General features: G+C 68.2%; 21 protein-coding genes and 1 riboswitch. Of the genes, 13 read left to right on the forward strand and 8 right to left on the reverse strand.

Going from position 1 to position 25614, the window contains the following annotated elements:
• Nucleotides 1-38: 38 nt before the first annotated feature.
• The 3 genes from ACKN61_RS00810 to ACKN61_RS00820 all read left to right on the forward strand — a co-directional run bounded on the left by ACKN61_RS00810 (nucleotide 39) and on the right by ACKN61_RS00820 (nucleotide 2915).
• Nucleotides 39-1037, forward strand: coding sequence for a hypothetical protein (locus ACKN61_RS00810; protein ID WP_408951870.1), 999 nt, complete (start codon nucleotides 39-41; stop codon nucleotides 1035-1037).
• Nucleotides 1034-1795 carry an ABC transporter ATP-binding protein gene (locus tag ACKN61_RS00815; protein WP_408951871.1) on the forward strand — a complete coding sequence of 254 codons (762 nt, stop codon included), beginning with the start codon at nucleotides 1034-1036 and terminating at the stop codon, nucleotides 1793-1795. The genes ACKN61_RS00810 and ACKN61_RS00815 overlap by 4 nt, the downstream gene beginning before the upstream one ends.
• Before the next feature lie 246 nt (nucleotides 1796-2041).
• Nucleotides 2042-2148, forward strand: a riboswitch (glycine riboswitch).
• A 161-nt stretch (nucleotides 2149-2309) separates the two neighbouring features.
• Nucleotides 2310-2915 carry a trimeric intracellular cation channel family protein gene (locus tag ACKN61_RS00820; protein WP_408951872.1) on the forward strand — a complete coding sequence of 202 codons (606 nt, stop codon included), beginning with the start codon at nucleotides 2310-2312 and terminating at the stop codon, nucleotides 2913-2915.
• A gap of 27 nt (nucleotides 2916-2942) precedes the next feature.
• On the opposite strand, the gene ACKN61_RS00825 is transcribed toward ACKN61_RS00820, so the two are convergent.
• From ACKN61_RS00825 to ACKN61_RS00835, 3 genes are all read right to left on the reverse strand, one after another.
• Nucleotides 2943-3530: a uracil-DNA glycosylase family protein gene (locus tag ACKN61_RS00825; RefSeq protein ID WP_408951873.1), complete on the reverse strand. Its 588-nt coding sequence runs from the start codon at nucleotides 3528-3530 to the stop codon at nucleotides 2943-2945.
• 176 nt (nucleotides 3531-3706) lie between these two features.
• Nucleotides 3707-5371, reverse strand: coding sequence for an MFS transporter (locus ACKN61_RS00830; protein WP_408951874.1), 1665 nt, complete (start codon nucleotides 5369-5371; stop codon nucleotides 3707-3709).
• Nucleotides 5372-5453: 82 nt separating this feature from the next.
• Nucleotides 5454-6866, reverse strand: a complete 1413-nt coding sequence (locus ACKN61_RS00835; protein ID WP_408951875.1) for a DcaP family trimeric outer membrane transporter — start codon at nucleotides 6864-6866, stop codon at nucleotides 5454-5456.
• A 301-nt stretch (nucleotides 6867-7167) separates the two neighbouring features.
• Here ACKN61_RS00835 and acs point away from each other — a divergent pair, with 301 nt between their 5' ends.
• Complete coding sequence (gene acs, locus ACKN61_RS00840) at nucleotides 7168-9120, forward strand: acetate--CoA ligase (protein WP_408951876.1); 1953 nt, start codon at nucleotides 7168-7170, stop codon at nucleotides 9118-9120.
• A 307-nt stretch (nucleotides 9121-9427) separates the two neighbouring features.
• Here acs and ACKN61_RS00845 read toward each other — a convergent pair whose 3' ends face one another.
• Nucleotides 9428-9733, reverse strand: coding sequence for an endonuclease domain-containing protein (locus ACKN61_RS00845; protein WP_408951877.1), 306 nt, complete (start codon nucleotides 9731-9733; stop codon nucleotides 9428-9430).
• Nucleotides 9734-9924: 191 nt separating this feature from the next.
• Between ACKN61_RS00845 and ACKN61_RS00850 the strand changes: the two genes are divergently transcribed.
• The 3 genes from ACKN61_RS00850 to ACKN61_RS00860 all read left to right on the forward strand — a co-directional run bounded on the left by ACKN61_RS00850 (nucleotide 9925) and on the right by ACKN61_RS00860 (nucleotide 12175).
• Nucleotides 9925-10593: a response regulator transcription factor gene (locus tag ACKN61_RS00850; RefSeq protein ID WP_031370625.1), complete on the forward strand. Its 669-nt coding sequence runs from the start codon at nucleotides 9925-9927 to the stop codon at nucleotides 10591-10593.
• Nucleotides 10594-10735: 142 nt separating this feature from the next.
• Nucleotides 10736-11239, forward strand: coding sequence for a hypothetical protein (locus ACKN61_RS00855; protein WP_408951878.1), 504 nt, complete (start codon nucleotides 10736-10738; stop codon nucleotides 11237-11239).
• Nucleotides 11240-11374: 135 nt separating this feature from the next.
• Nucleotides 11375-12175 carry an SDR family NAD(P)-dependent oxidoreductase gene (locus ACKN61_RS00860; protein WP_408951879.1) on the forward strand — a complete coding sequence of 267 codons (801 nt, stop codon included), beginning with the start codon at nucleotides 11375-11377 and terminating at the stop codon, nucleotides 12173-12175.
• A 12-nt stretch (nucleotides 12176-12187) separates the two neighbouring features.
• Here ACKN61_RS00860 and ACKN61_RS00865 read toward each other — a convergent pair whose 3' ends face one another.
• The 4 genes from ACKN61_RS00865 to ACKN61_RS00880 form a co-directional block, all read right to left on the reverse strand.
• Nucleotides 12188-12475, reverse strand: a complete 288-nt coding sequence (locus tag ACKN61_RS00865) for a hypothetical protein (RefSeq protein WP_031370629.1) — start codon at nucleotides 12473-12475, stop codon at nucleotides 12188-12190.
• Nucleotides 12476-12831: 356 nt separating this feature from the next.
• Complete coding sequence (locus tag ACKN61_RS00870) at nucleotides 12832-13143, reverse strand: hypothetical protein (RefSeq protein WP_031370630.1); 312 nt, start codon at nucleotides 13141-13143, stop codon at nucleotides 12832-12834.
• Between the two features lie 163 nt (nucleotides 13144-13306).
• On the reverse strand, nucleotides 13307-15793 hold the full coding sequence (locus ACKN61_RS00875) for a S8 family peptidase (protein ID WP_408951880.1): 2487 nt from the start codon (nucleotides 15791-15793) through the stop codon (nucleotides 13307-13309).
• Between the two features lie 183 nt (nucleotides 15794-15976).
• The gene (locus ACKN61_RS00880) at nucleotides 15977-17353 is read right to left on the reverse strand and encodes a S8 family peptidase (RefSeq protein ID WP_408951881.1); all 1377 of its coding nucleotides are present in this window, start codon (nucleotides 17351-17353) and stop codon (nucleotides 15977-15979) included.
• Nucleotides 17354-17563: 210 nt separating this feature from the next.
• Here ACKN61_RS00880 and ACKN61_RS00885 point away from each other — a divergent pair, with 210 nt between their 5' ends.
• From ACKN61_RS00885 to ACKN61_RS00910, 6 genes are all read left to right on the forward strand, one after another.
• A complete protein-coding gene (locus ACKN61_RS00885; protein ID WP_408951882.1) occupies nucleotides 17564-18403 on the forward strand; it encodes a DUF6689 family protein in 840 nt (279 codons plus the stop codon).
• Nucleotides 18404-18481: 78 nt separating this feature from the next.
• Nucleotides 18482-19372 carry an FHA domain-containing protein gene (locus ACKN61_RS00890; protein ID WP_408951883.1) on the forward strand — a complete coding sequence of 297 codons (891 nt, stop codon included), beginning with the start codon at nucleotides 18482-18484 and terminating at the stop codon, nucleotides 19370-19372.
• Entirely contained in the window at nucleotides 19369-22692 is a 3324-nt protein-coding gene (locus ACKN61_RS00895; RefSeq protein WP_408951884.1) for a protein kinase domain-containing protein, read from the forward strand. The genes ACKN61_RS00890 and ACKN61_RS00895 overlap by 4 nt, the downstream gene beginning before the upstream one ends.
• Nucleotides 22689-23432, forward strand: a complete 744-nt coding sequence (locus ACKN61_RS00900; RefSeq protein ID WP_408951885.1) for a sensor histidine kinase — start codon at nucleotides 22689-22691, stop codon at nucleotides 23430-23432. The genes ACKN61_RS00895 and ACKN61_RS00900 overlap by 4 nt, the downstream gene beginning before the upstream one ends.
• Before the next feature lie 38 nt (nucleotides 23433-23470).
• Nucleotides 23471-24121, forward strand: coding sequence for a response regulator transcription factor (locus ACKN61_RS00905; RefSeq protein ID WP_057916175.1), 651 nt, complete (start codon nucleotides 23471-23473; stop codon nucleotides 24119-24121).
• Nucleotides 24122-24866: 745 nt separating this feature from the next.
• Complete coding sequence (locus tag ACKN61_RS00910; protein ID WP_408951886.1) at nucleotides 24867-25601, forward strand: hypothetical protein; 735 nt, start codon at nucleotides 24867-24869, stop codon at nucleotides 25599-25601.
• Nucleotides 25602-25614: the final 13 nt, after the last annotated feature.

Raw genomic sequence — 25614 nt, forward strand, 5'->3', positions numbered from 1 at the left:
ATTCCGGTTTCCCGATCGATCGCCGAGGACCTCCTGCGATGGGCCGAATGCTGCATCCCTGGTTCGCCGAAGCGCGCCTCGTCGCCGCGCGCGGCGGCGCATGGCGACGCGGACGGACCCTGTCGGCGGCGGCCGCCGCGGCGATCGTCTTGCCGTTGTTGTTGCTTGGCTGGGGCGGCGATGCCGCGGCCCTGGCCGAGGCCCTGCCGCGCCTGATCGCAGGCTTGCCGCTGCCGTTCGGTCTGCTCGCCATGGCTACGGCGTATGCGGTTGCGCGCGGACGCTTGATCGCGCTCGATGAGTACCTGCGCCTGGGTTGGTGGGCGGCGGCGCCGATCGAGCCGTCGCGGGCCACGCGCAGCCTGGTCTTGCTGGCCGGCCTGGCGACGCTGGCGGCGATGGCATTCGCGGCGACCGTGCTCGCCGCCTGCGGTGGCGACCGCGCGAGCCTGCGCGCCGCGTACTGGGTCGTCGACGGCGGGCTCGCGCTCGGCGCCGTGCTGGGTCTGTTCGCGGCCCTGCGCCATCGTCGCCATCCGGCGCAGCGTTTGCGCGAAGGCGCGCGCCTGCCGGTGTTCGGCCTGGCCTGGCTCGACGATGCGCGGTTGCCGCACCTCAGCGACTGGCAACGGCGCGAAGGCGTGTTGCGCTGGCGCCGCGGCGGCCACGCCTGGATGATCGGCGCGGTGCTGTTCGGCCTGCCGAGTTCGACCGGTGCGAGCAGCGGTATCGGTGTGTTGCTGATCGCCATCGCGCTGGCCTGGTTCAGTCTGATCCTGCAGGCCTGCGTCGCCGCGACGCTCGATGCCGACGCCTTGCTGGCGAGCACGCCGCGCGCGCCGCACCGGCTGGCGCAGGCGGCCTGGCGGTATCCGGCCTTCGCCTTGCTCTGCGCCCTGGCATTCGCGGGCGTCGGCGCCGCGTTGTTGTCGCTGACCTGGCGTGCCGCGCCGGTATTGCTCGCGATCCTGCTCGTCCTTTCATCGCCAGCGCTGCTTGCGCTGCGTCCGCTCCTTCACCGGCCTTTGTCGCGATGACCGTCCTGCTCGAACTCGATGGCCTGCAGCACCGCTACGACGAGCACGCGGTGCTGCACGGCATCGATCTGCGCTTGCAGGCTGGCGAATTCGCCGCGCTGATCGGTCCGAACGGTTCCGGCAAGACCACCCTGCTGCATTGCCTGGCCGGGCTGCAGCGGGCGAGCGCGGGGCGCGTGTTGATCGGCGGCCACGACCTCGCCCGCGCACCGCTGCAGGCGCGGCGCCTGCTCGGCTTCGCGGTCGACCCGGCGCGCCTGCCGCCGTTGTTGACCGGTCGCGAATGCCTGCGTCTGTTCGCCGGTACGCGCGAGCTCAGCGAAATTCCCGCGCCGACGCTGGCCCTCGCCGAGACCCTGGCGCTGGCGCCGATGCTGGATCGCCGCATCGGCCAGTACTCGCTCGGCACTCGCCAGAAACTGGCGATCGCGCTCGGCCTGCTCGGCGAGCCGCCCTTGCTGGTGCTCGACGAACCGCTCAACGGCCTCGACCCACTCAGCGCCTACGCGCTCAAGCGCCATCTGCAGCAGCTCGCTCACGAGCGCGGCACCGCCGTGTTGCTGGCGACCCATTCGCTCGACGTCGCCGAGCGCTTCATCAGCCGCGCGCTGTTGCTGATGGACGGGCGCCTGCGCCGCGACTGGCCGGCCGGCGAGCTCGATGCGATCCGCGCCGACCCGCAGCGGTCGCTGGAGCAGTCGATGGTCGAGGCCTTGGCGGCCGAGCGGCCGGAGCGTGCAGGTCAGGTCGGTCGCTGAATACCGCCGAGACGAGTCCCCGCTTTGGAGAGGGAGGGCAGGGGGGGCGTCGTCGCCGTCCATGCACGGTCGCGGCTCACGCCGCTCCTACACGGACATGACGAAGCGGCTCATTGAATCGGGATGGGCTGCTACCATGCCCCCGTTGCTGAAGAGTGGCGCCGGCCGAAGGCCGCTGCCCGCCGAAGGCGCAGGCTCCCATAATCGCTCAGGCTCGGCCCTTCATCGGCCGGAACACTGCAACGAACACGCCGATCTGGAGAGAGGCCGCGACGCGGCCCACCGAAGGGGCAAGCGGCCGCTGTCGCGACAGCGCGCCGCCCAAACTCTCAGGTAAAAGGACAGCGGGAGCGGCATCGCGGCCTTCGGGCCACGGAGACAGGCAAGCGCATGCGGCTCACGGCCGCGCCTGCGCTTGCCGTGCCGCCCGGCCGCTGCGTCCTCATCGCAGCGGCGCGTTCGCGTCTTCGTGCCCGGCCGCGGTTCATTCGTGCCCGTCCGACGGAGAACCGCCGTGTTATTGCAACTGATCTATCTCATCGCCATCAGCGCCGAAGCCATGACCGGCGCGCTCGCCGCCGGCAAGCGGCGCATGGACCTGTTCGGCGTCGTCATCATCGCCAGCGTCACCGCGCTCGGCGGCGGCTCGCTGCGCGACATCGTGCTCGGTCACTACCCGCTCGGCTGGGTGCGGCATCCCGAGTACCTGGGCTACACCATCGGCGCGGCGATCGCCGCGACCTTCCTGGCCAAGAGACTGCACCGTTTGCGCCGCGCCTTCCTCTGGCTGGACGCGCTCGGCCTGATCGCCTTCACCCTGATCGGCTGTTCGGTGGCGCGCGAAGGCGGGCACGCGCCGGCCATCGTCGTCATCGCCGGCATGTTGACCGGCGCGTTCGGCGGCGTGTTGCGCGACGTGCTGTGCAACGAGATCCCGCTGGTGTTCCAGCGCGAGTTGTACGCGGTGATCTCGCTACTGACCGGCGTGGCCTATCTGGCGATGCTGCGCTTCGGCGTCGCCGAGAACCTGGCCGTGCTGCTCTGTCTCGGCGGCGGCTTCTCCTTCCGCCTGTTGGCGATCCGCTACGAGTGGGAGATGCCGAAGTTCGTTTACCAGTGAGCGTCGGTGCTGTGCTGCGGAGCTCGCTCAAGCGTCTTCGGACAGCGCCTGCGCGACCCGTTCGCGGAGGGCCGGCACCAGCTCGCGTTCGAACCAGGGGTTGCGTTTGAGCCAGAGATTGTTGCGCGGGCTCGGATGCGGCAGCGCCACCGTATGCGGCCAGCGCTCGCGCCAGGATGCGACCGCGGCGGTCAAGGTGTCGCCGGCGTCGGGCAGGTGATAGGCCTGCGCGTACTGGCCGATGACCAGGGTCAGGCGCAGCCGTTGGAACTGCGCCAGCAGACGCCGGCGCCAGGCCGGCGCGCACTCGGGGCGCGGCGGCAGGTCGCCGGACTTCGCGGTGCCCGGATAGCAGAAGCCCATCGGCAGGATCGCCACCTGGCCAGCGTCGTAGAAACGTTCGCGATCCAGGCCGAGCCAGGCGCGCAGGCGTTCGCCGCTGGCATCGTCGAAGGGCAGGCCGCTCGCGTGCACCTTACGGCCGGGCGCCTGTCCGGCGATCAGGATGCGCGACTGCGCGCTCATCTGCAGCACCGGCCGCGGGCCATCGGGCAGATGCGCGGCGCACAGCCTGCACGCGCGAACGTCGGCGAGCAGGGCGGCAAGGGATTCCATCGGCATCGGTTCCGACAAGAAGGCGGCGGGCGGGTTTGCGCGTGCAAGCCGCGGCCGAGTGTTGGTCGCGGCGCAAAACCCTGTCAAGCCGCGAATCCGCGGGGCCGGGCGGCAGCGCAAAAGACGACGCCGGCGCGAGGCCGGCGTCGTCGTTGCAGCGCTAGCAGGCGGAGAGGTTATACGGTGATGTCGCGGTCCTTGGTTTCCGGCAGGAACAAGGCGCCGATCACCACCGTCATGGCGGCGACGATGATCGGATACCACAGGCCGCTGTAGATGTTGCCGGTGGCGGCGACGATGGCGAACGCGGTGAACGGCAGGAAGCCGCCGAACCAGCCGTTGCCGATGTGGTACGGCAGCGACATCGAGGTGTAGCGGATGCGGGTCGGGAACAACTCGACCAGCCAGGCGGCGATCGGGCCGTAGACCATCGTCACCAGCAGCACCAGGAAGGTCAGCAGCGCGATCACCATCGGCTTGTTGATCTGCGCCGGGTCGGCCTTGGCCGGATAGCCCGCGGTCTGCAGCGCTTCGGTCAGTTGCTTGCCGAAGGCTTCCGACTGCGTCTTGAAGGTGGCGCCGTCGAGCGATTCGCCTTCGAAGCTGCTCAGGCTGGCGCCGCCGATGCTGACCGTGGCGACGCTGCCGGCCGGGCCGGCCGCGTTGACGTAGGGAATGCCCTTCTTGGCCAGCGCCGACTTGATGATGTCGCAGGACTGCTTGAAGGTCGCCTTGCCGACCGGGTCGAACTGGAACGCGCAGCGCTCCGGATCGGCGGTGACGGTGACCGGCGAGGCGGCGACCGCGGCTTCCAGGGCCGGGTTGACGTTATGGGTGAGCGCCTTGAACACCGGGAAGTAGGTGAACACCGCGATCAGGCAGCCGGCCAGCACGATCTTCTTGCGGCCGATCTTGTCCGACAGCCAGCCGAAAAAGATGAAGCCGCCGGTGGCCAGGGCCAGGGCGATCGCGATGAAGATATCGGCCTGGTTCGGGTCCATGCCGAGGGTCTTGGTGAGGAAGAACAGCGAGTAGAACTGGCCGCCGTACCAGACCACGGCCTGGCCGGCGGTGGCGCCGAGCAGGGCGAACAGGGCGATCTTGCCGTTCTTGGAGAAGAAGCTCTCGGTGATCGGCGCCTTGGAGGTCTTGCCTTCGGCCTTCATCTGCTGGAACAGCGGCGATTCGGCCAATTGCATGCGGATCCACACCGACACGCCGAGCAGGATCACCGAGAACCAGAACGGGATGCGCCAGCCCCAGGACTCGAAATCTTCCTTGCCCAGGTAATTGCGGCAGGCCCAGATCACCAGCAGCGACAGGAACAGACCGAGCGTCGCGGTGGTCTGGATGAAGCTGGTGTACAAGCCGCGCTTGCCGTTGGGCGCGTGCTCGGCGACGTAGGTCGCCGCGCCGCCGTACTCGCCGCCGAGCGCCAGGCCCTGCAACAACCGCAAGGTGATCAGGATGACCGGCGCGGCGATGCCCAGGGTGGCGTAACTGGGCAGGATGCCGACCAGGAAGGTCGCCAGGCCCATGATCACGATGGTGACCAGGAAGGTGTACTTGCGTCCGATCATGTCGCCGAGGCGGCCGAACACCAGCGCGCCGAACGGCCGCACCGCGAAACCGGCGGCGAAGGCGAGCAGGGCGAAGATGAACTGGCTGGTCTCGTTCAAACCGCCGAAGAACTGCTTGCCGATGATCACGGCGAGCGAACCGTAGAGGTAGAAGTCGTACCACTCGAACACGGTGCCGAGGCTGGAGGCGAAGATGACCTTCTTGTGGTCCTTGGTCAGCGGCGCGGTGTGCGGCGCTGAGTTTGCGGCGATGCTGGACATGTCTGTTCCCCCGAACAGTGGAGAGGAGCGGGCCGGGGCCCGCCGGGGCGATTCTTTCTATGTTGCTGTCGCGACTTTCCGATCAGAAGCTGTACTTGACGTGGGTCTGCAGGCGGTTGATCTCGCCGCGGTCGCCGCTTTCGATCTCGCGCTGGCCCCAGATGTACTCGGCACCCAGGTCGAGTTTCGGGATCGGGGTATAGATCAGGTTGATGTGGGCCGATTGCGCCGACTTGGTGATGCCCAGGCCGGTCAATGCGGTCTTGTTGTCGTACTCGGCGCGCGAATAGAACAGGTTGCCGCGCAGCTTCGGGGTGAACGCGTGGCGCCAGCCGACGAAGCCCGAAACCAGATCGATGTTCTCCAGGTCGCCGCTGGCGTCGAGCACGGCGTCGTTGTTGAGCGCCAGGCCGACGTAGCGGCCGATGCCGCTGCCGGTGGTGATCATGTAGCGCAGGTCGTCCTTGGCGCCGAGGTTCCACTTGCCCGACAGGCTCAGGCCGTAGCCGGTGTTGCTGTCGTTGATGCGACCGGACTGATACTTGAGCTGGCGGGCGAGCGCGCCGACGCTGAAGTGGCCCCAGTCGCCCTTGGCGGTGTAGCGCGCGGTCACGTCCGGCACCGCGCCGTCGTCGCCGGCGACCTGGGCCATGTTGCCGCGGAACGGCGTGTACACGGTTTCCGGGTTTTCGATCGAGAACGACCACGGCCCGCTGGTGTAGCGCAGTTGCGCCTGGCGCACGAACACCGTGCCCTCGGTGGGGCCGAGGAAATCGACCGTGTCCGGCAACGCCGCGGTGTCCTGGAAGTTCGACCAGGCCTGGCCGGCCATCCACTTGTTCCAGGTCACGTAGGCCTGGCGCAGCGTCAGCGCGTAAGTGTTGGTGGCGACCTCGCTGCCGGTGAAGGCGGTGCTGCCGCCGCCGTAGAGGTCGAATTCCAGATAGCCCTTGAGCTTGTCGCCGCTTTCCAGGTCGGTGTCGGCGGCGAACCAGAAGCGCGAGAAGTTCGCGCCCATGTCGGTGTCGCTGCCGCCTTCGCGGGTGGCCGCGCCGCCGACCGGAATCGCCTTGGGCACGTAGAACAGGCGCCCGACCGAACCGTCGGCGATGTCGCCGTCGTTGGTCTGGGTGACCGAGGCGTCGAGCTTGATGAAACCGCCGTAGCTGAAACGGGTGCCGGGATTGCCGGCGGTCGAGATCGGCGTGCTCTGGATGCCGGGCTTGGCCGGCGTCGCCGCGACCGCGGTCGGTGCGGCGGCCTGTGCGGCCTTGACCTCGGTGACCTGGGTCTGCACCTGCTGCTGTTGCGAGACCAGTTGCTGGACCATGCGTTCGAGTTCGGCGACGCGCGTTTCGAGTTCTTTTTCCTTTGCCGTCTGCGCGAAAGCCAGGCCGGGCAGCGCCAGGGCGACCAGCAAGGCCGCGGCCAGGGGCCGCCGTCGCATCGCCGCGCGCTGCGGTGCCGTGCGTGTGAGCACACTAGTGAACGTCATGATTCCCTCCCGAGGAACGCCGCGCGGTACGTGCGGCTGGGGCCAGCCTGCGCGCGGCCGAGACGGCTTCACCATTCGCCATTGGTCGTAACGGCGCGATTCAGTTCTCCATTTACGACCAAGTTACGACCAAGGTCTAAATGGGTGCCGCGGCGGCGGTCGCGATGAATGCGGCAAACTGGGAGGCCCGACGGGTCGAGGGCGGGGATTGCGGATTCGGGATTCGTAAGCTGCGATGATGGCTCGGTCGATTCTCGAATCCCCAATCCCGAATCCCAGCCGTCTTACGGAGCCCCCACTCATGACTCACCCCGTCACCGTCTACCCGACCGACGCGGACTTCGCTGCGAAGTCGCGCTACCGGCGCGAAGACTACGAGCGTCTCTACGCCGAATCGGTCGCCGACCCCGACGCGTTCTGGGGCGGCGTGGCCAAGCGCCTGGACTGGTTCAAGGTGCCGACCAAGATCAAGAACGTCAGCTTCGATCTGGCCGACTTCCATATCCACTGGTACGAGGACGGCGAGCTCAACGCCAGCGTCAACTGCCTCGACCGCCATCTGGCCGAGCGCGGCGACAAGACCGCGCTGCTGTTCGAGCACGACGACCCGAACCTGCCGGCCGAGCACATCACGTACCGCGAGCTGCATGCGCGCGTGTGCCGCCTGGCCAATGCGCTGCGCAACCTCGGCATCAAGAAGGGCGACCGCATCACCATCTACCTGCCGATGATTCCCGAGGCCGTGGTGGCGATGCTCGCCTGCGCCCGGGTCGGCGCGATTCACTCGGTGGTGTTCGGCGGCTTCGCCCCGAACTCGATCGCCGACCGCGTCGCCGATTGCGCCAGCAAGCTCGTCATCACCGCCGACGAAGGCCTGCGCGGCAGCAAGAAGATTCCGCTCAAGGCCAACGTCGATGCGGCCCTGAGGCTGCCCGGCACCAACTCGGTCGAAACCGTGCTGGTGGTGCGCCACACCGGCGCCGCAGTCGACATGCAGATGCCGCGCGACCGCTGGTACGACGCGGTGGTCGAAGGCCAGCCGGAAACCTGCGAGCCCGAGCGCATGAACGCGGAAGACCCGTTGTTCATCCTCTACACCTCCGGCAGCACCGGCAAGCCCAAGGGCGTGCTGCACACCACCGGCGGTTACCTGGTCTATGCCAGCTTCACCCACGAGGCGGTGTTCGACCTGCGCGAAGACGACATCTACTGGTGCACCGCCGACGTCGGCTGGGTCACCGGTCACAGTTACATCGTCTATGGCCCGCTCGCCAACGGCGCCACCGCGCTGGTGTTCGAGGGCGTGCCGAACTATCCGGACGTGTCGCGTTTCTGGAACGTGATCGACAAGCACAAGGTGAGCGTGTTCTACACCGCGCCGACCGCGATCCGCGCGCTGATGCGCGACGGCGACGAGCCGGTCAAGAAGACCTCGCGCGCTTCGTTGCGTCTGCTCGGCACGGTCGGCGAACCGATCAACCCCGAAGCCTGGCGTTGGTATTACGAGGTGGTCGGCGATTCGCGTTGCCCGATCGTCGACACCTGGTGGCAGACCGAGACCGGCGGCATCCTGATCACCCCGCTGGCCGGCGCGATCGACCTCAAGCCCGGTTCGGCGAGCAAGCCCTTCTTCGGCGCGCAGCCGGCCCTGGTCGACGCCAACGGCGGCGAGCTCGCAGGCGAGGCCGAAGGCAATCTGGTGCTGAAGGATTCCTGGCCCGGGCAGATGCGCACCGTCTACGGCGACCACCCGCGTTTCATCGAGACCTATTTCAAGACCTACCCCGGCAGTTACTTCACCGGCGACGGCTGCCGCCGCGATGCCGACGGTTACTACTGGATCACCGGGCGCGTCGACGACGTCATCAACGTCAGCGGCCACCGCATCGGCACCGCCGAAGTCGAGAGTGCCCTGGTCTCGCACCCCAAGGTCGCCGAAGCGGCCGTGGTCGGTTTCCCGCACGACCTCAAGGGCCAGGGCATCTACGCCTACGTGACCCTGATCGCCGGCGAAGCGCAGAACGACGAACTGCGCAAGGAGCTGGTGGCCTGGGTGCGCAAGGAGATCGGCCCGATCGCCACGCCCGACCACCTGCAGTGGGCGCCGGGCCTGCCGAAGACCCGTTCGGGCAAGATCATGCGCCGCATCCTGCGCAAGATCGCCGAGAACGCGCCGGACCAGTTGGGCGACACCAGCACGCTCGCCGACCCGTCGGTGGTCGAGAGCCTGGTGAGCGAGCGACTGGGACGGTAAGAGCGTCACTGCCTGGCTGGCACGGCTGTTATCGCGGTCGTGCTGGTTGCGGTGAGGCCGGTTGTAGTAACAACAGCAACAGCAACAGCAACAGCAACAGCAACAGCAAATCCCCCCTGCCCCCTTTTTCAAAGGGGGGACAGCGACAGCACGGCCACACCAATGCCAGCGCCAGTTTGAGCATGAGCTACCAAAGCGAGGCTCCCCGTGGCCTCGCTCGTGAATCACCCAGTCGATGAATCCCCGCCTATCGCCTCCCCCCCTTTGAAAAAGGGGGGGGAGGGGGGATTTGCTTCGGCTTTTGCCTTCAATCGTGACTCACGATCCCAGGCAAACGCTCGGACACGACGCGATATATCTCCTCCATCACCGCAGCCGTTTCCCTGAGCACCTGCAGGTTGTCGAAGCGGATCACCTTCAGCCCGAGCATCTCCAACGCGACCGTCCTTCTTGCATCCGCCGCCAGGCCTGAATCGGTGGCGTGCTGCGCGCCATCGACTTCGACGATCAGCGCCGCCGCCGGCGCATAGAAGTCGACCACATAACGCAGCAACGGCTTCTGCCGGTAGAACTGCACGCCGAGTATCTGCTCGCGCCGCAACAGCCACCACAACCGCTGTCCGGCGGCGCTGGCGTCGCCTCGCAGGCGGCGCGCGGGCGTTTTGAGACCGGGTTCATACGAATGCATACCCACATTTCACCCGCCTTCACCCATCGTCCAATAGCGGACGAACCCCCTATACGACGTAAGATTCCTGCCATGTACGTCGTCCGCAGCGCCCTTCCCCCGCCCAGGCCCGCCCCATGCCGACCCTGCTGATCGCCGACGACCACCCGCTGTTCCGCGAAGCCTTGCGCGGCGCGGTCGCGCGGGTGCTGCCGGACGCGGCCCTGCGCGAAGCCGACAGCGTCGATGCGCTGTACGCGCTGGTCGAGGCCGAGTCCGACGCCGATCTGTTGCTGCTCGACCTCAACATGCCCGGCGCGCAAGGCTTCAGCGCGCTCGTGCATCTGCGCGCGCTGCATCCGCAGTTGCCGATCGTGGTGGTGTCGGCGCGCGAGGAGCCGGCGACGATGCGCCGCGCGCTGGATCACGGCGCGGTCGGTTTCATACCCAAGTCCGCCGACGCGGCGACGCTCGGCGCGGCGCTGACCACGGTGCTCGACGGCGACCGTTGGGCGCCGGCCGCCGCCTTCGCCGCGCCGGCCGCGAATGCCGACGAACACGAAGCCGCGCAACGCCTGCGCGACCTCACCCCGCAGCAGTTCCGCGTTCTGCAGATGCTCGGCGCCGGCCTGCTCAACAAACAGATCGGCTACGAACTCGGCGTCTCCGAAGCGACGGTCAAGGCCCACGTCACCGCGATCCTGCGCAAGCTCGGCGCCAACAACCGCACCCAGGCGGTGCTGATCGCAGGCCGTCTCGCCCTCGATCCCAGCGCGATCGTGCCGCCGCCGGAAGAGGTCGAATAGGCCGCTCAGGCATCTGCGTACGCGCGGCATCCCGCGATCGGCATCGCTCGATGCGAATCGCAAGGCACGGTCATTGCTCGGGCCGGGCGCTTGCCGGCATAGTCGCGCCATGACCGGATCGCCGTCGCGAAAGGATGCCAGCATGAAGCGTTTGGCCCCTTGGCTGTTGTGCGCCGGCGTCCTCCTGTCCGCATCGCCTGCCGGTGCGCAGGACAGCGACTGCGATTTCGACCAGGCCTATTTCGCCAAGCGCATGCAACAAGTCGCCGCGCGCCACGGCGGCCGACTCGATGCCGCCACCGGCACCGCCATCTGGAAACTGCGCAACGGCGAGACGGTCACGGTCGCCAGCGGCGGTTGCGTGCATTACGGCACGACGGTGAGTCTGGTCTATGCGCCCGGTGCGCCCGCACCTTCCCGTGAAGTCGCGATCGAGCGCCTGTTCGCCGCGGTCTCGAAGTACTGGCAGCCGGCGGCTGCACGCCGTCTGCAGGCTTTGGTGCAGGCCGGCGTGTATGCAACCAAGACCTTGGACGACGGCAGCATCGAACTGGTCGGCTCGCTCGAGCCGGGGGAAAGTTTTTCGTTCGAATATCGCCTCGTCCTCGGCAAGCACGAGGTGCGGATCAGCTGGGAAGAAGCCTGATCCGCGAAACCGCAACCCGCGCACAAACTTGAAAACCGTGCGGCGCGGGTGTTAGCTGGCCGCCTCAATGCGCCGCTGCGCAGTCGCGGTCGGTGCGCACGCACGGCGATCGCGATGCGGTTCAACGGAGGCGCAATGAAGCGGGAGCTCGAAGGCAGGGTGGCGGTGATCCACGGCGGTGGCGGCGCGATCGGCGGCGCGGTGGCGCGTGCGTTCGCGCGCGAAGGCGCTCGCTTGTTCCTCGCCGGGCGTAGCCAAGCGCGTCTGGATGCGGTCGTGACGGACATAGCGAAAGCCGGCGGCATTGCCGAAAGCGCGCAGGTCGATGCGCTCGATGCCGATGCCGTCGATCGCCACGCCGAGGCGGTCGCGGCGAAGGCCGGCGCCATCGATATCGTTTTCAACGCGGTGGCCTTCGTGCACGTGCAGGGCGTGCCGTTCGCCGAACTGCCGCCGGCCGACTTCGAGTATCCGGTCCACTCGTACATCCGCTCCAACTATCTGACCGCACGGGCGGCCGCGCGCCACATGGGCGAACGCGGCGGCGTCATCCTGAGCCTGGTCACGCCGGTCGCGCGCATGACCGGTCCCGGCTACCTGGGCCATTGCGTCGCCTGCGCCGGTGTCGAAGCGATGTCGCGCCATCTCGCCGGCGAACTCGGCGGGCGCGGTATTCGCACCGTCTGCCTGCGTTCGCATGCGATCCCCGAAGCGCTGGACGCGGGTTCGCACAGCCGCGAGGTGTTCCAGCCGCTTGCCGACCAGGCCGGCATCTCGGTCGAAGCGATGCTGCAGGGCGCGGCCGAGAGCACGCTGCTCAAGCGTCTGCCGACGCTCGCCGACATCGCCGGCAGTGCGGTCTATGCCGCTTCGGATCGCGCCTCGGCGATGACCGGCGGCATCCTCAATCTCACCGGCGGTTTCCTGGTGGATTGAAGCGCGAGCGGCTCAGGGTTCGTCGCGTTGCGCATCCGGCGCCCACACCACGCCGAGTGCGCGGATGCCGAAGCCGGACACACGCTGCACTTCGCGCCACGGGTCCAGCGAGGTGTCGAATTCGATGATCTCGTAGGAGCGGCCACAGGTGCGCCAACCCGTGCACGGCGCGATGTTCGGCGCCTGGTCCCAGGGAATGCCCGACAAACGCCGCAACTCCACCCACGCCTCGGCCAGCGAGCCGTGTTGGCTCAGCGATTGCGCGTGATCGGTGTCTTCGATGATGAAGCGCGTCGCCATGATGTCGATGCGTGCTACCCAGAGAGTGGGACTGCGGGGCAAGACCGGGCAGTCGGGCCGGCCTTCCCCAAGGCCGGCGATCCCGCGGCATCGTAGCCGGGCTCATGCGTCAGGACAAATCGCCGTGCGTCGCCGTCCTCGCGAACCGCAAGCGCGACTGGGGATCAACCGCCGAGGCAAGATCGCGATCGCGAAAACCAGGATCGCGATCACACCCGGCTACAGCGCCTGCGCACTCGTTCGACACGAAGCGCGACGGCGTGCCCGCATGCGATGGCGGTTCGAGGAAAGCAGCGGCGCGCGCGACGAGGCGTGCGTACTGCGAACACGGACGACGACGTCGTCGCAAGCAAGCGCTAGGGCAGGGTGAACTTGCGCATCGCGCGCAGCGGCCACAGCGAAGTGAAGCGCGCGCCGCCGACCAGGCGATGCGCGGCCGACATGCCCTGGATCAGGCCCAGGCGTTCCAGCACGTCCTTGGCGCGGCGGAAGCTATGGCGCGGGTCGGCGGTCAGCATGAACAGATTGATCTCTTTCGCGCTGACGTCGTAACCCTCCAGCTCGACCGTATCGCCCAGCGCGGCCTTTAACTCGGCCTCGATCGTCGCCAGGAAGGCCTCGTCGGCCAGGGACTTGCGCCAGAATTTGATGATGAGTTGATGATCCATCCGCCGATTGTAGGCGCAACCGCGAACGGCGCGATCTGCCCCTGCCGCAATGCCGTGTGCGGCCACCTTGCGCGCCGCGTCGCGGTCGCACTGGCGGATGCGGCGACAAAAAGCGGCCCGGTTTCCCGGGCCGCTCGTCGAGCTCCCTGGCCTGCTTCGCAGCTCAGTCCTGGGCGCTCTGGTAGGCGACCAGGTAACGGCCCGCGGCGACGGCGAAGGCGGCGCGGCTCACCGTCTTGCCGGGGTCGAAGTAGGCGTGCAGGGTCGGCTGCAGATCGAACGGGCCCTGGGTGACGGCGAAACGCGCGTTGATCAGGCCGCGGTCGAGGGCCAACTGCACGTAGCCGCGCAGGCTGGCCGGGATCGACGCCGCATCGTCCACCGCGATGCGCTTGCCGTCGTAGAACGCGGTCAGCTGGCCGTTGAACGCGCGCGCTTCGCTCTGCAAGGCCAGGCTCTGCACCAGCGAATAGGCCAGGCTGACCCGGCTGACGCTGTCGTTCGGGCGGAACGCGCCGTTGAGCGTGCCCATCACGCCGTCCTGCGACTGGCTCAGGTCGCGCAATGCACCGCCGTTGGCGACCGCGGATTCGGCATAGGCGTAACGCGCGTCGCCGGGCGAGAGGTCGCTGAAGCTGGAGCGGCCGTTGAACGGCAGGTACTGGCGCACGCTCTGGCCCATCAACAGGTACTGCGCCAGTTCGCTGCGCTTGAGCGTGGCATCGGGGCGGAACTGCTGGTCCGAGTAACCGTCGACCAGCCGGTTGGCGACGGCGAATTCGATCGCCGAGCGCGCCGCGTGGGTGGCGACATCGCCCATACCGGTGTAGCCGCCGCTCTTGAGGAAACTGATTTCGCCATCGACCGTGCCGGGCAGGCCGTAGCCGTTGGTGACCTTGGCCGGGTCGAGGTTGGTGCCGGACACCGAGCCGACGCCGCGCACGCTGACCTTCCACACGCCGGGCTTGCCGGGCGCGCCGGTGGTGACGGTGTCGCCGAGCACCGGCAGGGCGATCGAGGAGCCGTACTTGATGCCGTCCGGATCCGTCAGCACCACCGCCAGGGTGTTCTCGCCGATGGTGGCGCGGGCCGCGACCCAGGCGATGTCGCTGGCGACGGTGAAGCTTTGTTCCTCGACCGTGCCGACCGGAGCGAAGTCGACCGAGAACGGCAGGTTCGGCACGCCGCCGGACAGGATCGCGTTGGCGTTGAACGCACGCAGCGGGTTGACCGTGGCGCCGAAGCCGTAGCGCAGCGCGGCGGCCTCGGCGACCGCGGTGTAGGCGTTGACGTGGCCGGCACCGGCTTCCCAGGCCAGGCGCCCGGTCATGTTGGTCGAGGTGCGCTCGAGGATGTCCTTGATCTGCGCCGGGGTCAGGTTCGGATTGGCTTCCAGCATCAGCGCCACGATGCCGGCGACGTGCGGCGTCGCCATCGAGGTGCCGCTCATGTGGGTGTAGTGGACCAGATAGGCCGGCGCCAGGGTTTCGGCGTCGTGCTGCGCTTCGGTCGCCGGCAAGGCGCCGGTCAGTGCGCGCGTGGACACGATGTCCACGCCCGGCGCGACGATGGTGGGCTGGTTGAAATAGGTCCACTGGCGGCCGTCGGGCATGGTGAAGCTGCCGCTCTCGCCGCGCTTGCCGCGCGAGGAGAAGCCGGTCAGCACGCCGTCCTTCTCGCCGGCGCCGACCGAGATCACCCACGGCGCCTGTGCGTAGGGGTTGTGGGTGTCTTCGCCGGGGCCGTCGTTGCCGGCGGCGAACACGCTGACGATGCCGCGCTTGTACAGCTCGTAGGTCGACACGTTGACCGGGTTGAGCGGATCGAATTTGCCGCTGCTGCCCCAGGAGTTGCTGGTCACGCGGATCGGATGATCGAAACTGAATTGCTTGGTCGCGGCGTAGTCGAGGCCGCCGACCGCATCGAGGATCAGCAGCACCGCACCCGAACCGTAACCGACCAGGTCCGCGCCCGGCGCCACGCCGCGGTACAGGCCGTTGGAGCGGGCGCCGTTGCCGCCGATGGTGCCGGCGCAATGGGTGCCGTGGCCGGAACCGAGGTCGGTGTTGATCACTCCTTCGGTGTAGGAGATCGGCAGCATCGAGTCGAGCGAGTTGAGGTTGGTGGTGCCGAGGGTGTTCTCGACCACGTGCTCGCGGAACTTGAGGTCGTCGTGGGTGGCGTCGATGCCGGAGTCGTTGACCACCACGGTGATGCCGGCGCCGCTGAACGGCACTGCGCGCACGTAGTCGCCGGGGTGGTCGACGGTGCGGGCGGCGCCGGTGATCTCGCGCGCTTCCTTGTTGAAGTAACGCAGCGGCGCATTCCAGTAGATCGAGGCGACGTCGTCGCGCTGGGCCAAGGCGCGGATCTCCGCCGGCGTCGCCAGGGCGCCGGCGATCGGCAGGGTCCGCATGGTCACGCCCTGGTCGATGCCGAGCGCGCGCAGCGCCGCGACCTGGGCCGGGGTCACCGGGCTGGACTGCTTGTAGCTGACCACCACCTGCAGCGGCTCGGTGCCGGCGACGGCGGCCATGCGCTTGAGCAACTGCGGGTCGAGGTGGGCGTCGGCCAGGGCGACGCCGCTGGCGAGTACGCCGGCGGCGATGGCGCAGACGCGGAAGGTCTTACGGGGAATTCGCGATGACATGGTCGAATGGCTCCGGAAACGCCCAGGACGTGAGGCGTGTCCGGAGTATTCGCAGCCGCCCGGAGCGATCGCATCGGGACTTCCCCCTAACCCGGCTGGGGAGAAACCCTCAGGCGGGCAGGCCCGGGCGAGGCGGTGCGACGGCTCCTGCCGCGCGGCCGCGGCAGGGGCCTGCCGCCGTGCTTACAGCCCCTGCGCGACCTCGGCCGCCTCGTAGGCATCGACATGACCGCTGCCGACCTCGTAAGGCTGGCGTCCGACCATCGGGTCGGCGGTGGACTGCAGCACCTGCTTGACCTCGAGCGGGCTCAGCCCGGGGTTGGCCTCGAACAGCAGCGCGACGATGCCGGCGACATGCGGCGTCGCCATCGAGGTGCCGCTCATGTGGGTGTAGAACGGCGCCTGCAGGCCGAGGGCGGCATCCTGCGGCGTCGCCAACAAGGGCAAGGCGCCGGTCAAGGCGCGCGCGGACACGACATCGACGCCGGTCGCGACCAGGCTCGGCTGGTTGACGTAGGTCCAGTGCGAGCCGTCGCTCATGGTGAAGCTGGCGCTTTCGCCGCGCTGGCCGCGCGAGGAGAAGTCGGCCAGCGTGCCGTCCTTTTCGCCGGCGCCCACCGAGATCACCCACGGCGCCTGCGCGTAAGGGTTGTGGGTATTTTCGGCCGGACCGTCGTTGCCGGCGGCGAACACGCTGACGATGCCCTTCTTGTATGCCGCATAGCTGGCAAGGTTGACCGGGTCGGTGGGATCGAAAGCGCCGCTGCTGCCCCAGGAATTGGAAATCACCTTGATCGGCGAATTGAACGCATGCTGCTTGGCGATCGCGTAGTCGAAACCGCCGACTGCATCGAGGATCGAGATCACCGCACCGGAGCCGTAGCCGACCAGGTCGGCGGCCGGGGCGACGCCGCGTTGCTGGCCGCCCGAACGCGCGCCGCTGCCGCCGACGCTGCCGGCGCAATGGGTGCCGTGGCCGGAGCTGAGGTCGGTATTGAGTTGGCCTTCCAGGTACGTCGCCGGGCCGAAACCGGTCACCGAAGCCAGGTTGGTCAGCGCTTGCACGTTCTCGACCACGTGACTGCCGAACTTCAGGTCGTCGTGAGTGGCGTCGATGCCGGAATCGTTGACCATCACGGTGACGCCGCGCCCGGTGTAGCCGAGCGAGGGCGCCGCCTGCAGGCGGTCGACGCCGGACAGACGCCGCGCGTCGGCGTTGTAGTAGCGCAGGCTGCGGTTGAAATGGATCGCGGCGACATCGTCGCGCTGCGCGAGGGCGCGGATTTGCGCCGTGGTCGCCAGGGCGCCGGCGATCGGCAGGCTGCGCATGCGGATGCCCTTGGCGATGCCGAGCGCCTGCAGAGCGGCGACCTGGCCGGTCGTGACCGGGCCGGTTTGTTTGTAGCTGACTACGATCTGCAGCGGCTCGTTAGTGGCCGCCGAATTCAGCTTCGACAGCAGTTGCGGATCGAGCCGGGCCTCGGCCAGGGCCAGGCCGCTGCTCAGCAGGCCCAAAGACAGGGCGGACAGTTTCAGTGCCTTGCGACGAGTGCGATTCATGCGAGCGAAGACTCCCTAATGACCCGATGGCCGTGTTGGCCGAACATGAGCCGGCCGGGGCGGTCGGGGCATCCGGGGTTTCCTTCAGCGGCAAGCGCGAAAAACCCCCAGTCAGCTTCCCGGGAAGGGCGCTGAGTGAAATCCCCTAGAGACACACGTCACATTTCGGTTTAGCCTGCCTCTCCGCGTGGTCGTACGCCGGAGTAAGCGATGGGGAAGTTGGCGTTGGCGTCGAGGCTGCTGGCAGCCGCCGCCCTATTCGTATCCAGCGCGGTCGCATCGGCGCAATCGCTGCCGGTCACCGTCAACGCTTCCGGCAACACTGCCACCATCGTGGTCGGCGATCCCGCCCAGCCGGTCGCCGACCTCACCCTGACCTTCGACGACGCCAGCGGCCTGCAGGCGTCCAGCCTGGGGGTCAGCGCCCAGTTGGTCAGCCTCAGCGACAGCGCTCTGCTCGCGCGCCTGCCTGGCCTCGGCCTGACCCCGCTCGACCCGGCCTTTCCGCTGCTGATCACCATCGAGCCGCCGACGCTCGGCGGGCTCAGCTTCCGCCGCAGCGTGCGGGTCGAGGTGCATACCCATGCGCTGAGCTATAGCGCGGGCAGCTCGTATCGTTTGTTCAAGGCCTCGCTGGGCGGCAACTTCCGCGACATCTCCGACGAAATCGCCCCCGGCAGCGTGCGCTCGCGCGGCACCACCGGCGGTTTCTCGCAGTTCCTGGTGCTGTCGGACCTTCGCGCCACCGGCAGCGTGATCGCCCAGAAGATCGCCTGGCTGCGCGCCCGCGTCGATCAATTGCCCTTGGCCGAGCAGCCGGCGTTCGATGCCTGGCTCGACACCGTCGCCACCGCCGTGGCCGCGGCCGAGTACGCCGATGCGATCGCGGCGCTGGATGCGTTCCGCGCCCGCGCCGTCGCCCGTGCCGGCAGTCCGCTGGCCGACCAGTGGCGCGCCGCCCGCGACCTCGACAACCATGCCGGCGAACTGATCGCGGGGGCCGCGACGCTGAAGTTCAGCGTCGCCTACCTGCGCGACTTCGGCCAATAAGCACACCGCGTCATCGGCGGCTTGCGCTTTGCGCCGTCGCGCCTGCCTTTCCCGCATCGGCGACGCTAAGATGATCCGATGCAGGCGCGCCTGATCGCCTATCCGCCAGATCACGCTGCGGTCGTCCGGTCCTTGCGGCCGGGCGACGCGTTGAGCATCGGCCGCGCGCCCGATTGCGACCTGGTCATCGCGCACCCTTCGATCTCGCGCCGGCACGCCGAGCTGCGCGGCGAAGCCGACGGCTGGCGCCTGCGCGACCTCGGCAGCAAGAACGGCAGTTTCGTCGACGGCCTCGCGGTCGACGAATTGGTCATGAGCGAGCCGTACTGGCTGCGCTTCGGCGACGTGCATTGCGAATTTGCGCCGCTCAGCGCCGCCGAGATCGCCGCCGGCGAACAGGGCCAGTCGCTGCGCCGCGCCGCGGCCACCGCACATACCATGCGGCTGCAAGGCCTGACCCGGCTCGACGACCTGCTCGACGGCAGCCTGCGCGCGGTGTTGGACCTGGCCCAATGCGAGCGCGGGTTCGTCCTGTTCGAAGCCGGCGACGGTGACGGCTATAAGGTGCACAGCAGCCTGGCGCTCGACCCGGGCCGGCTCGGCGCACGCGAATTCTCCGGCAGCGTCGGCGCGGTGCGGCGGGCTTTGCAGCAACGCCGCGCGGTCGTCGCCAACGACGTCCGCAGCGAAGCTTGGCTGGCGACGCGCGCCTCGGTGGTCGCGGCCGGCATCAACACCCTGGTGTGCCTGCCGCTGCTCGACGGCGAACAAACCCTCGGCGTGCTGTACGCCGATCGCGTGCGCCCGGGGCCGGCGATCACCACCCTCGACCTGGAATTGCTCGAAGCCTTCGCCGAAGGCGCGGCGGTATGGATCGCCGTGCGCCGCACCAGCGAATGGCTCGATGCCCAGCCGGCCGCGCCGCAGTGGGAGCGCATCGTCGCCGCCCAGTTCGGGGAGGCGGGATGAGCGCCTCCGGCGGTGCCGGGCACGACGCGACCGCCACCGGTCTTTATCACCACGCCGATCTGCCGCCGGGCAGCGTGTTGGCCGGGCGCTTCCGCATCGAGTCGATGCTCGGCGTCGGCGGCATGGGCGTGGTCTATCGCGCCACCGACCTCGCCCTGGACATCCAGGTCGCGCTGAAACTGCTGCGCCCGGAACTGATGCATCGCCCGGATGCGTTCGAACGCTTCCGTCAGGAATTGTTGCTGGCGCGGCAAGTGTCCAGCGCTCACGTCGTGCGTATCCACGATCTGGCGCAGCACGAAGGCCGGTGGCTGATCAGCATGGATTTCGTCGACGGCGAATCGCTCGACCGCCGCCTCGACCGCGACGGGCCGTTCGCCGTCGACAGCGCCCTGCGCATCGCCCGTCAACTCGCCGAAGGCCTCGCCGCCGCGCACGCCAAGGGTGTGGTGCACCGCGACCTCAAGCCGGCCAACGTGCTGCTGGATGCGCAGGGCAATGCCTACATCAGCGATTTCGGCGTGGCGCGCTCGCTCGCCAGCACCGGCCTGACCCAGTCCGGCGCGGTGATCGGCACGCCGGACTATCTGTCGCCGGAGCAGGCGCGCGGCGAAGCGCTCGATGCGCGCAGCGATCTGTATGCGCTCGGCCTGATCCTCTACGAAATGCTAACCGGCAAGCTGCCGTTCGCCGGCGGCACGGTCAGCGAAGTGCTGGCGCAACGCATGCTGCGCACGCCGCCGCCGGTGACCGCGCTGCGCGCCGAACTGCCGGCCTGGATCGCGCGCCTGGTCGACAAGCTGCTGAGGCCGCAACCGGCGCACCGCTTCAAGGACGCGGCCGCGGTGATCGCCGCGCTCGACTCCAAAGAAGTGCCTCGCGACGGGTATCGCGAAGGCGGTCGTTCCACGCGCGCCCTCTGGCTGGCCGCGGCCGCCGCACTGGCCTTGTTCGCCGGCGCCGGTGCGTGGTGGTGGCAGCGCGACAGTGCGCCGGTGCAGGTGGCCTCGGCGCCCCTGGACCGTCTGCTGGTCCTGCCGATGCGCCATGCCGGCGACGATGCGTTGGCGCCGCTGCTGGCCGGCCTGGGTTCGCACTTGCGCGATGCGCTCGCGGCATCGCCCGGTGTCGCCGTGGTCGATGAAGAACGCACCGTGCAGGCGCTGCGGCAACTCGACCCGACCGGCAACGCCTTACCCGATAGTGCGGCCCTGAGCCGGCTCGCCGCGGCGCGGCGCGTGTTGCAGCCGCGCTTGGTCGAGCGCGACGGCCGTTGGCGCATCGACGCCGAACTGCGTGTCGCCGGCGCCCCGGCGCAGACCCTCGCCGGGCCGCTCGCCGCCGACCCGAGTGCGGCCTTGCAGGCCTGGGCGGCGAAGCCGGACACCGTGCGCGCGCTGGCCTTGCCGTCGGCGATCGCGCTGGCCTTGCCCGATACGGGCAAGGCGCTCGATGCCTATGGCGCCGGCCTGCTGGTGCGTCGCCAAGGCCGCTTGAGCGATGCGCTGACCCAGTTCGGCCTCGCCACCGCCGCCGCGCCCGACTACGCCATGGCCTGGCTCGCGCAGGGCGAAGCCGCCCTCGCCATCGGCGAGCAGGACGCCGCCTTCGAAGCGATCGAACGCGGCCAGGCCGTGGCCGGCATCGGCGAACGATTGCGGCGCCGTCTCGATGCCGAACATGCCCTGCTGCAAGGGGACCCGCCCAAGGCCGTCGCGGCCTGGCGCGAGTGGCTGGCCAAGACCCCGGACGACACCTACGCCGAACTCAATCTTGCCCGCGGCCTCGGCGCCGGTGGCGATTTCAAGGCCGCGGTCGCCGCCTTGCTGCGTCTGGCCGAGCGCGACGGCGACGACCCGCGGGTGTGGTTCGAACTCGGCAAGTTTTCGATCCTGCAGGGGCAGGCGCGGCGCGCGGTCGACGATTACCTCGTGCGCGCGCTGGTCTTGTTCAAGCGCAGCCGCAACCTCGGCGGCGAAGCCGAAACGGTCAACGCGCTCGGCGTCGGCTACGGCCGTCTCGGCCAGTCGGCCGATGCCGCCGAGCAATATCGCAAGGCGGTGGAGCTGCGGCGTGCGCTCGGCAACCGCCGCGGCGTGGCGACCAGCCTGCGCAACCTCGCCAACGTACTCGCCACCACCGGCAAGTTCGACGAGGCCGCTGCCGCGTTGGCGCAGGCGCGCGCGCTGCACGTCGAGCTCGACGATCGCGCCGGCTTGGCTGCGGTCGAGAACGAACTCGGCCTACTGGCCGAGGAGCGCGGCGACTACCCCGGCGCGCTCGACGCGTTCCGTCGCGCCTTGCAGGCCTGGCGTCAGGTGGAGGACCCGCACGGCACCGCGCAGGCGCTCAACAACATCGGCTTCGCCGACTATCAACTCGGCGCCTACGACGACGCCCAGGTGTACTGGCAGCAGGCCGCCGAGGCTTACGCCGCGCTCGGCGAACAGACCGGGCGCATCCGCACCGAACAGAATCTCGGCCTGCTTGCGACGGCGCGCGGTCAGTGGGGCGAGGCGCGTCGCCTGCTGCAGCATTCCTTGAGCGCGGCCGAACAGCAGCAGATGTTGGAAGAGGTCGCGGTGAGCCGCCGCAACCTCGCCGAGTTGGAACTGCTGCAAGGCCATTACGCTGCGGCGATCGAGCAGGCGCGCCAGGCCGGCGAGCTGTTCCGGCAACGCGAAGACGCGCGCGGCCAGGTCGATGTCGACCTGCTGCGCGTCCAAGCCCTGATGGAAGCGCAGGCCCTGGCCGAGGCCCGGCGTTTGCTCGACGAGCAAGCCAAGCCGCTCGCACAAGCGTCCAGCGAACAACGCGCGATCGCCTATCTGCTGCAAGCGCAGTTGGCAGCGCGCGGGCAACGCGCGGCGCAGGCCGGCCCCGCCTTGCGCCAGGCCCGGCAACTCGCCGAGGCCTCCGGCGTGCGTCAGTTGCAACTGCAGATCGCGCTGGAGCAGGCCCGCAATGAACGCGTCGATCCCTCGCTCGACCGTGCCACCGCCGGCCTCGGCCACGCCGGCTTGCGGCTGGCCTGGCTGGAGCTGGCGATGCGGCAGGCCCTGGCCGCACGCAATCCCGCGCTTGCCCTGGGCCATTACCGCGAAGCCGTGCAGCGCCTGCGCGACGGCGACTTCCATCGCGCCCAAGCGCTGCATCTCCTCGGCGCGAGCGCCTACGCCGCGACCGGCGACGTCGCCGGCGAACGCAGCGCCCGCAACAAGGCCGATGCCGCACTGAAGACCCTGCGCGACGGATTGCCGCCGGCCCTGCGCGCCGGTTTCGACCGCATCGAAACACCGTCAGGCAAGGAGGCGCCATGAGCCGCTCCGACCCCACAGAGCCAGACCTGTCGCTGGAACGCATCCGCGATCAATACCGCAGCCTGCTGCAACGCCTGGAAGCCAACGAACGCGAGTTCCGCCGGCTCGGCCGCTCGGTGTGGCGAGTGCAGGAAGACGAGCGCCGCCGCCTCGCGCGCGAACTGCACGATGGCATCGGCCAAAACCTCACCGCCCTCAAGCACCGCCTGGTCCAACTTGGCGACGGCTTGTCAGCCGAGCAACGCGCGCGACTGGAAACGGCGATCGCGCTGTGCGCCGACACGCTCGAAGACACTCGCGAACTCTCGCGTCTGCTGCGTCCGCCGATCCTCGACGACCTCGGCCTGGAACCGGCGCTGCGCTGGTTGGCGCGCAGCCAGAGCGAAGCCAGCGGCATGGACGTCGCGATCGAGATCGAAGCGCTGCCCGCGCTCGACGGCGATCTGCAGACGCTGCTGTTCCGCGTCGCCCAGGAGGCGATCAACAACGCCGCCAAACATGCGCAGGCACGGAATGTGCTTTTGCGTCTCGTCGCGCGCGGCGGCTTGCTGCAGTTGCAAGTCGTCGACGACGGTTGCGGTTACAACCCCGACGCGGTGGCCGCGTCCGGCGGCTGCGGCCTCGGCGGCATGCGCGAGCGTCTGCGCCTGTACGACGGCAAACTCGAAATCCATTCCGTGCCCGGCGAAGGCACGCGCTTGCGCGCCGTGCTGCCGTTGCCGCCCGTCGCCGACGCCTGAGGCTTGACGGCGGCGAAGCCGGCGCGCACCTTGCCCGCATGGCGAGTTTCACTATCCGGGTTCTGATCGCAGACGACCACACTCTCGTACGCGAGAGTCTCGTCAGCCTGTTGCAGGCCGACGGCGCGATCGAAGTCGTGGCCCAGGCGTCCGACGGCCTGGAGACCGTCACCCAGGCCATCGCCACGCGCCCCGACATCGTCGTCGCCGACATCTCGATGCCGCGCCTCAACGGCATCGAAGTCGTGCGGCGTTTGCGCGAAGCCCTGCCCGACACCCGCGTGCTGGTGCTGACCATGCACCAGGAAGACGAGTACGTACTGCAAGCGGTGCGCGCCGGCGCTTCCGGTTACCTGGTCAAAGACAGCGCCGCCTCGGAACTGCTTGCCGCCGTGCGCAGCCTGCATGCCGGCCGCAGCTATTTCGGCCCGCAGGCGGCCAAGGCCATGGCCGAGCAGATGCGTCATCCCGAGCGCACCGTCGAAGACCCTTACGGCCGCCTCACCCCGCGCGAACGCGAAGTGTTCCATCTGATCGCCGAAGGCCTGACCACCAAAGAGATCGCCCGCAAGCTCGACATCAGCGCCAAGACCGCCGAAAACCACCGCGCCCGCGTGCTCGACAAGCTCGACGTCCGCAACACCGCCGAGTTGGTCCGCTACGCCCTGCGCAAGGGCTTGCTCGACTGAGCGTGCTCCGCAGCACACCTCGACTGCATCCTGCCAGCTTCGCCTCATGACCCCGGTGGCCCAAAGGGTAGGAGCGGCGCAAGCCGCGACCGCGATCCCGCAACCTCGCATCGCAACTCTCAGCATCGCCCAGGGTAGGAGCGGCGCAAGCCGCGACCGCGCAACCTAAAGTTCGCGCCGCAACCTCCGGTGCTGCCGAATGTAGGAGCGGCGTAAGCCGCGACCGCGATCCTGCAACCTCGCATCGCAACTCTCAGCATCGCCCAGGGTAGGAGCGGCGCAAGCCGCGACCGCGCAACCTAAAGTTCGCGCCGCAACCTCCGGTGCTACCGAATGTAGGAGCGGCGTAAGCCGCGACCAAGCCCGACCCATCTCGCCTCGTCACTCCCAGCCGCGCCGACCTGTCTCCCTACCGTGGCCATTCGTCTACACGCATGCAGCAAATGTCTACAGCCGATCGGACTTTTCCTATAGCCGCCTCAAACGGCCTGCTGCTAGTCTGGATCACAGGAGCCCTGCATCATCGGCCACACTGCCAAGCACATTGCAGAACGGTCCGGAAGCCAGACCCGCGATAACGATGCATCGAATCGACACAAGGAAAAATCCTTTGTAAGCGCTGCCAACGTTACTCGTTACGCCAAAAGCTTTGGCTTTGGCCCCTGTGTAGAACAACGCAGGCGAGGGGCAGAATTTTGTAGGCAACTCGTGCATACAGGAATATGACGATGAAAAGGAGCGACCATTGCGAGCTTATCTAGTGCTGGTGATGCCAATCCTTGGCATGTCATTGATTCCTGCTCTGGGTGGTTGCCAATCTCGCGATGGCAACGCGGATATGTCTGGGAGTCCAGACATCGCGCCCGCTATAAATCCCAGGCCGATCCATGTTCTTCAACTATCGGGGCGGATACCGAAGTCCCTCACCACGAAGCTGTTCGTTAATTACCTGACCGATGCCAAGGATCCATCCTGCTTCTCTCACCCTGCCGCTAAATGGGGCGGCGGTCCGAACTATCGTCAGGAAATCCTCGATGTAACTCGTCAGGGCGAGTCTTTCCAGGCGCAAGTGGCCATCGACAAGTACTTGCCCGGTGTCTGCAATTGGCGTTTCCAGTCAGTTGGGGCGGCAGTCATCAAGGACGGCAATGCGAGCGATGAAACAGTGGTGGAAGATCTCGTAAGTGGCTATCTGTATGGCGCTAAAGCGGACGCGCAGGGCTGCGACGGTACAGGGCAGGACGATTGCCCGCAGAAGCAGAACGCATTGGACGCACCGGTAATTGTCCCTTGCGTCAAATTTCTATACGACAAGCCCATGCCCGGGATTAAGCAAGACACGGTGCCGCGGTTGTTTTGCGCATCGGAAAGTTCGGTCAAGGGCGCCTACAAGGAAAGTCATCGTCTCAGGTCCGGCCAGAAGACAGTCAGGGTCGACTTCTACGATTTGGAGTCGGAAGCGGATCCGACCGGGAAGTGAGTCACAAGGAGTT

The sequence above is a fragment of the Lysobacter sp. Hz25 genome (assembly GCF_046097045.1).
Taxonomy (GTDB): Bacteria; Pseudomonadota; Gammaproteobacteria; order Xanthomonadales; family Xanthomonadaceae; genus Lysobacter; species Lysobacter antibioticus_B.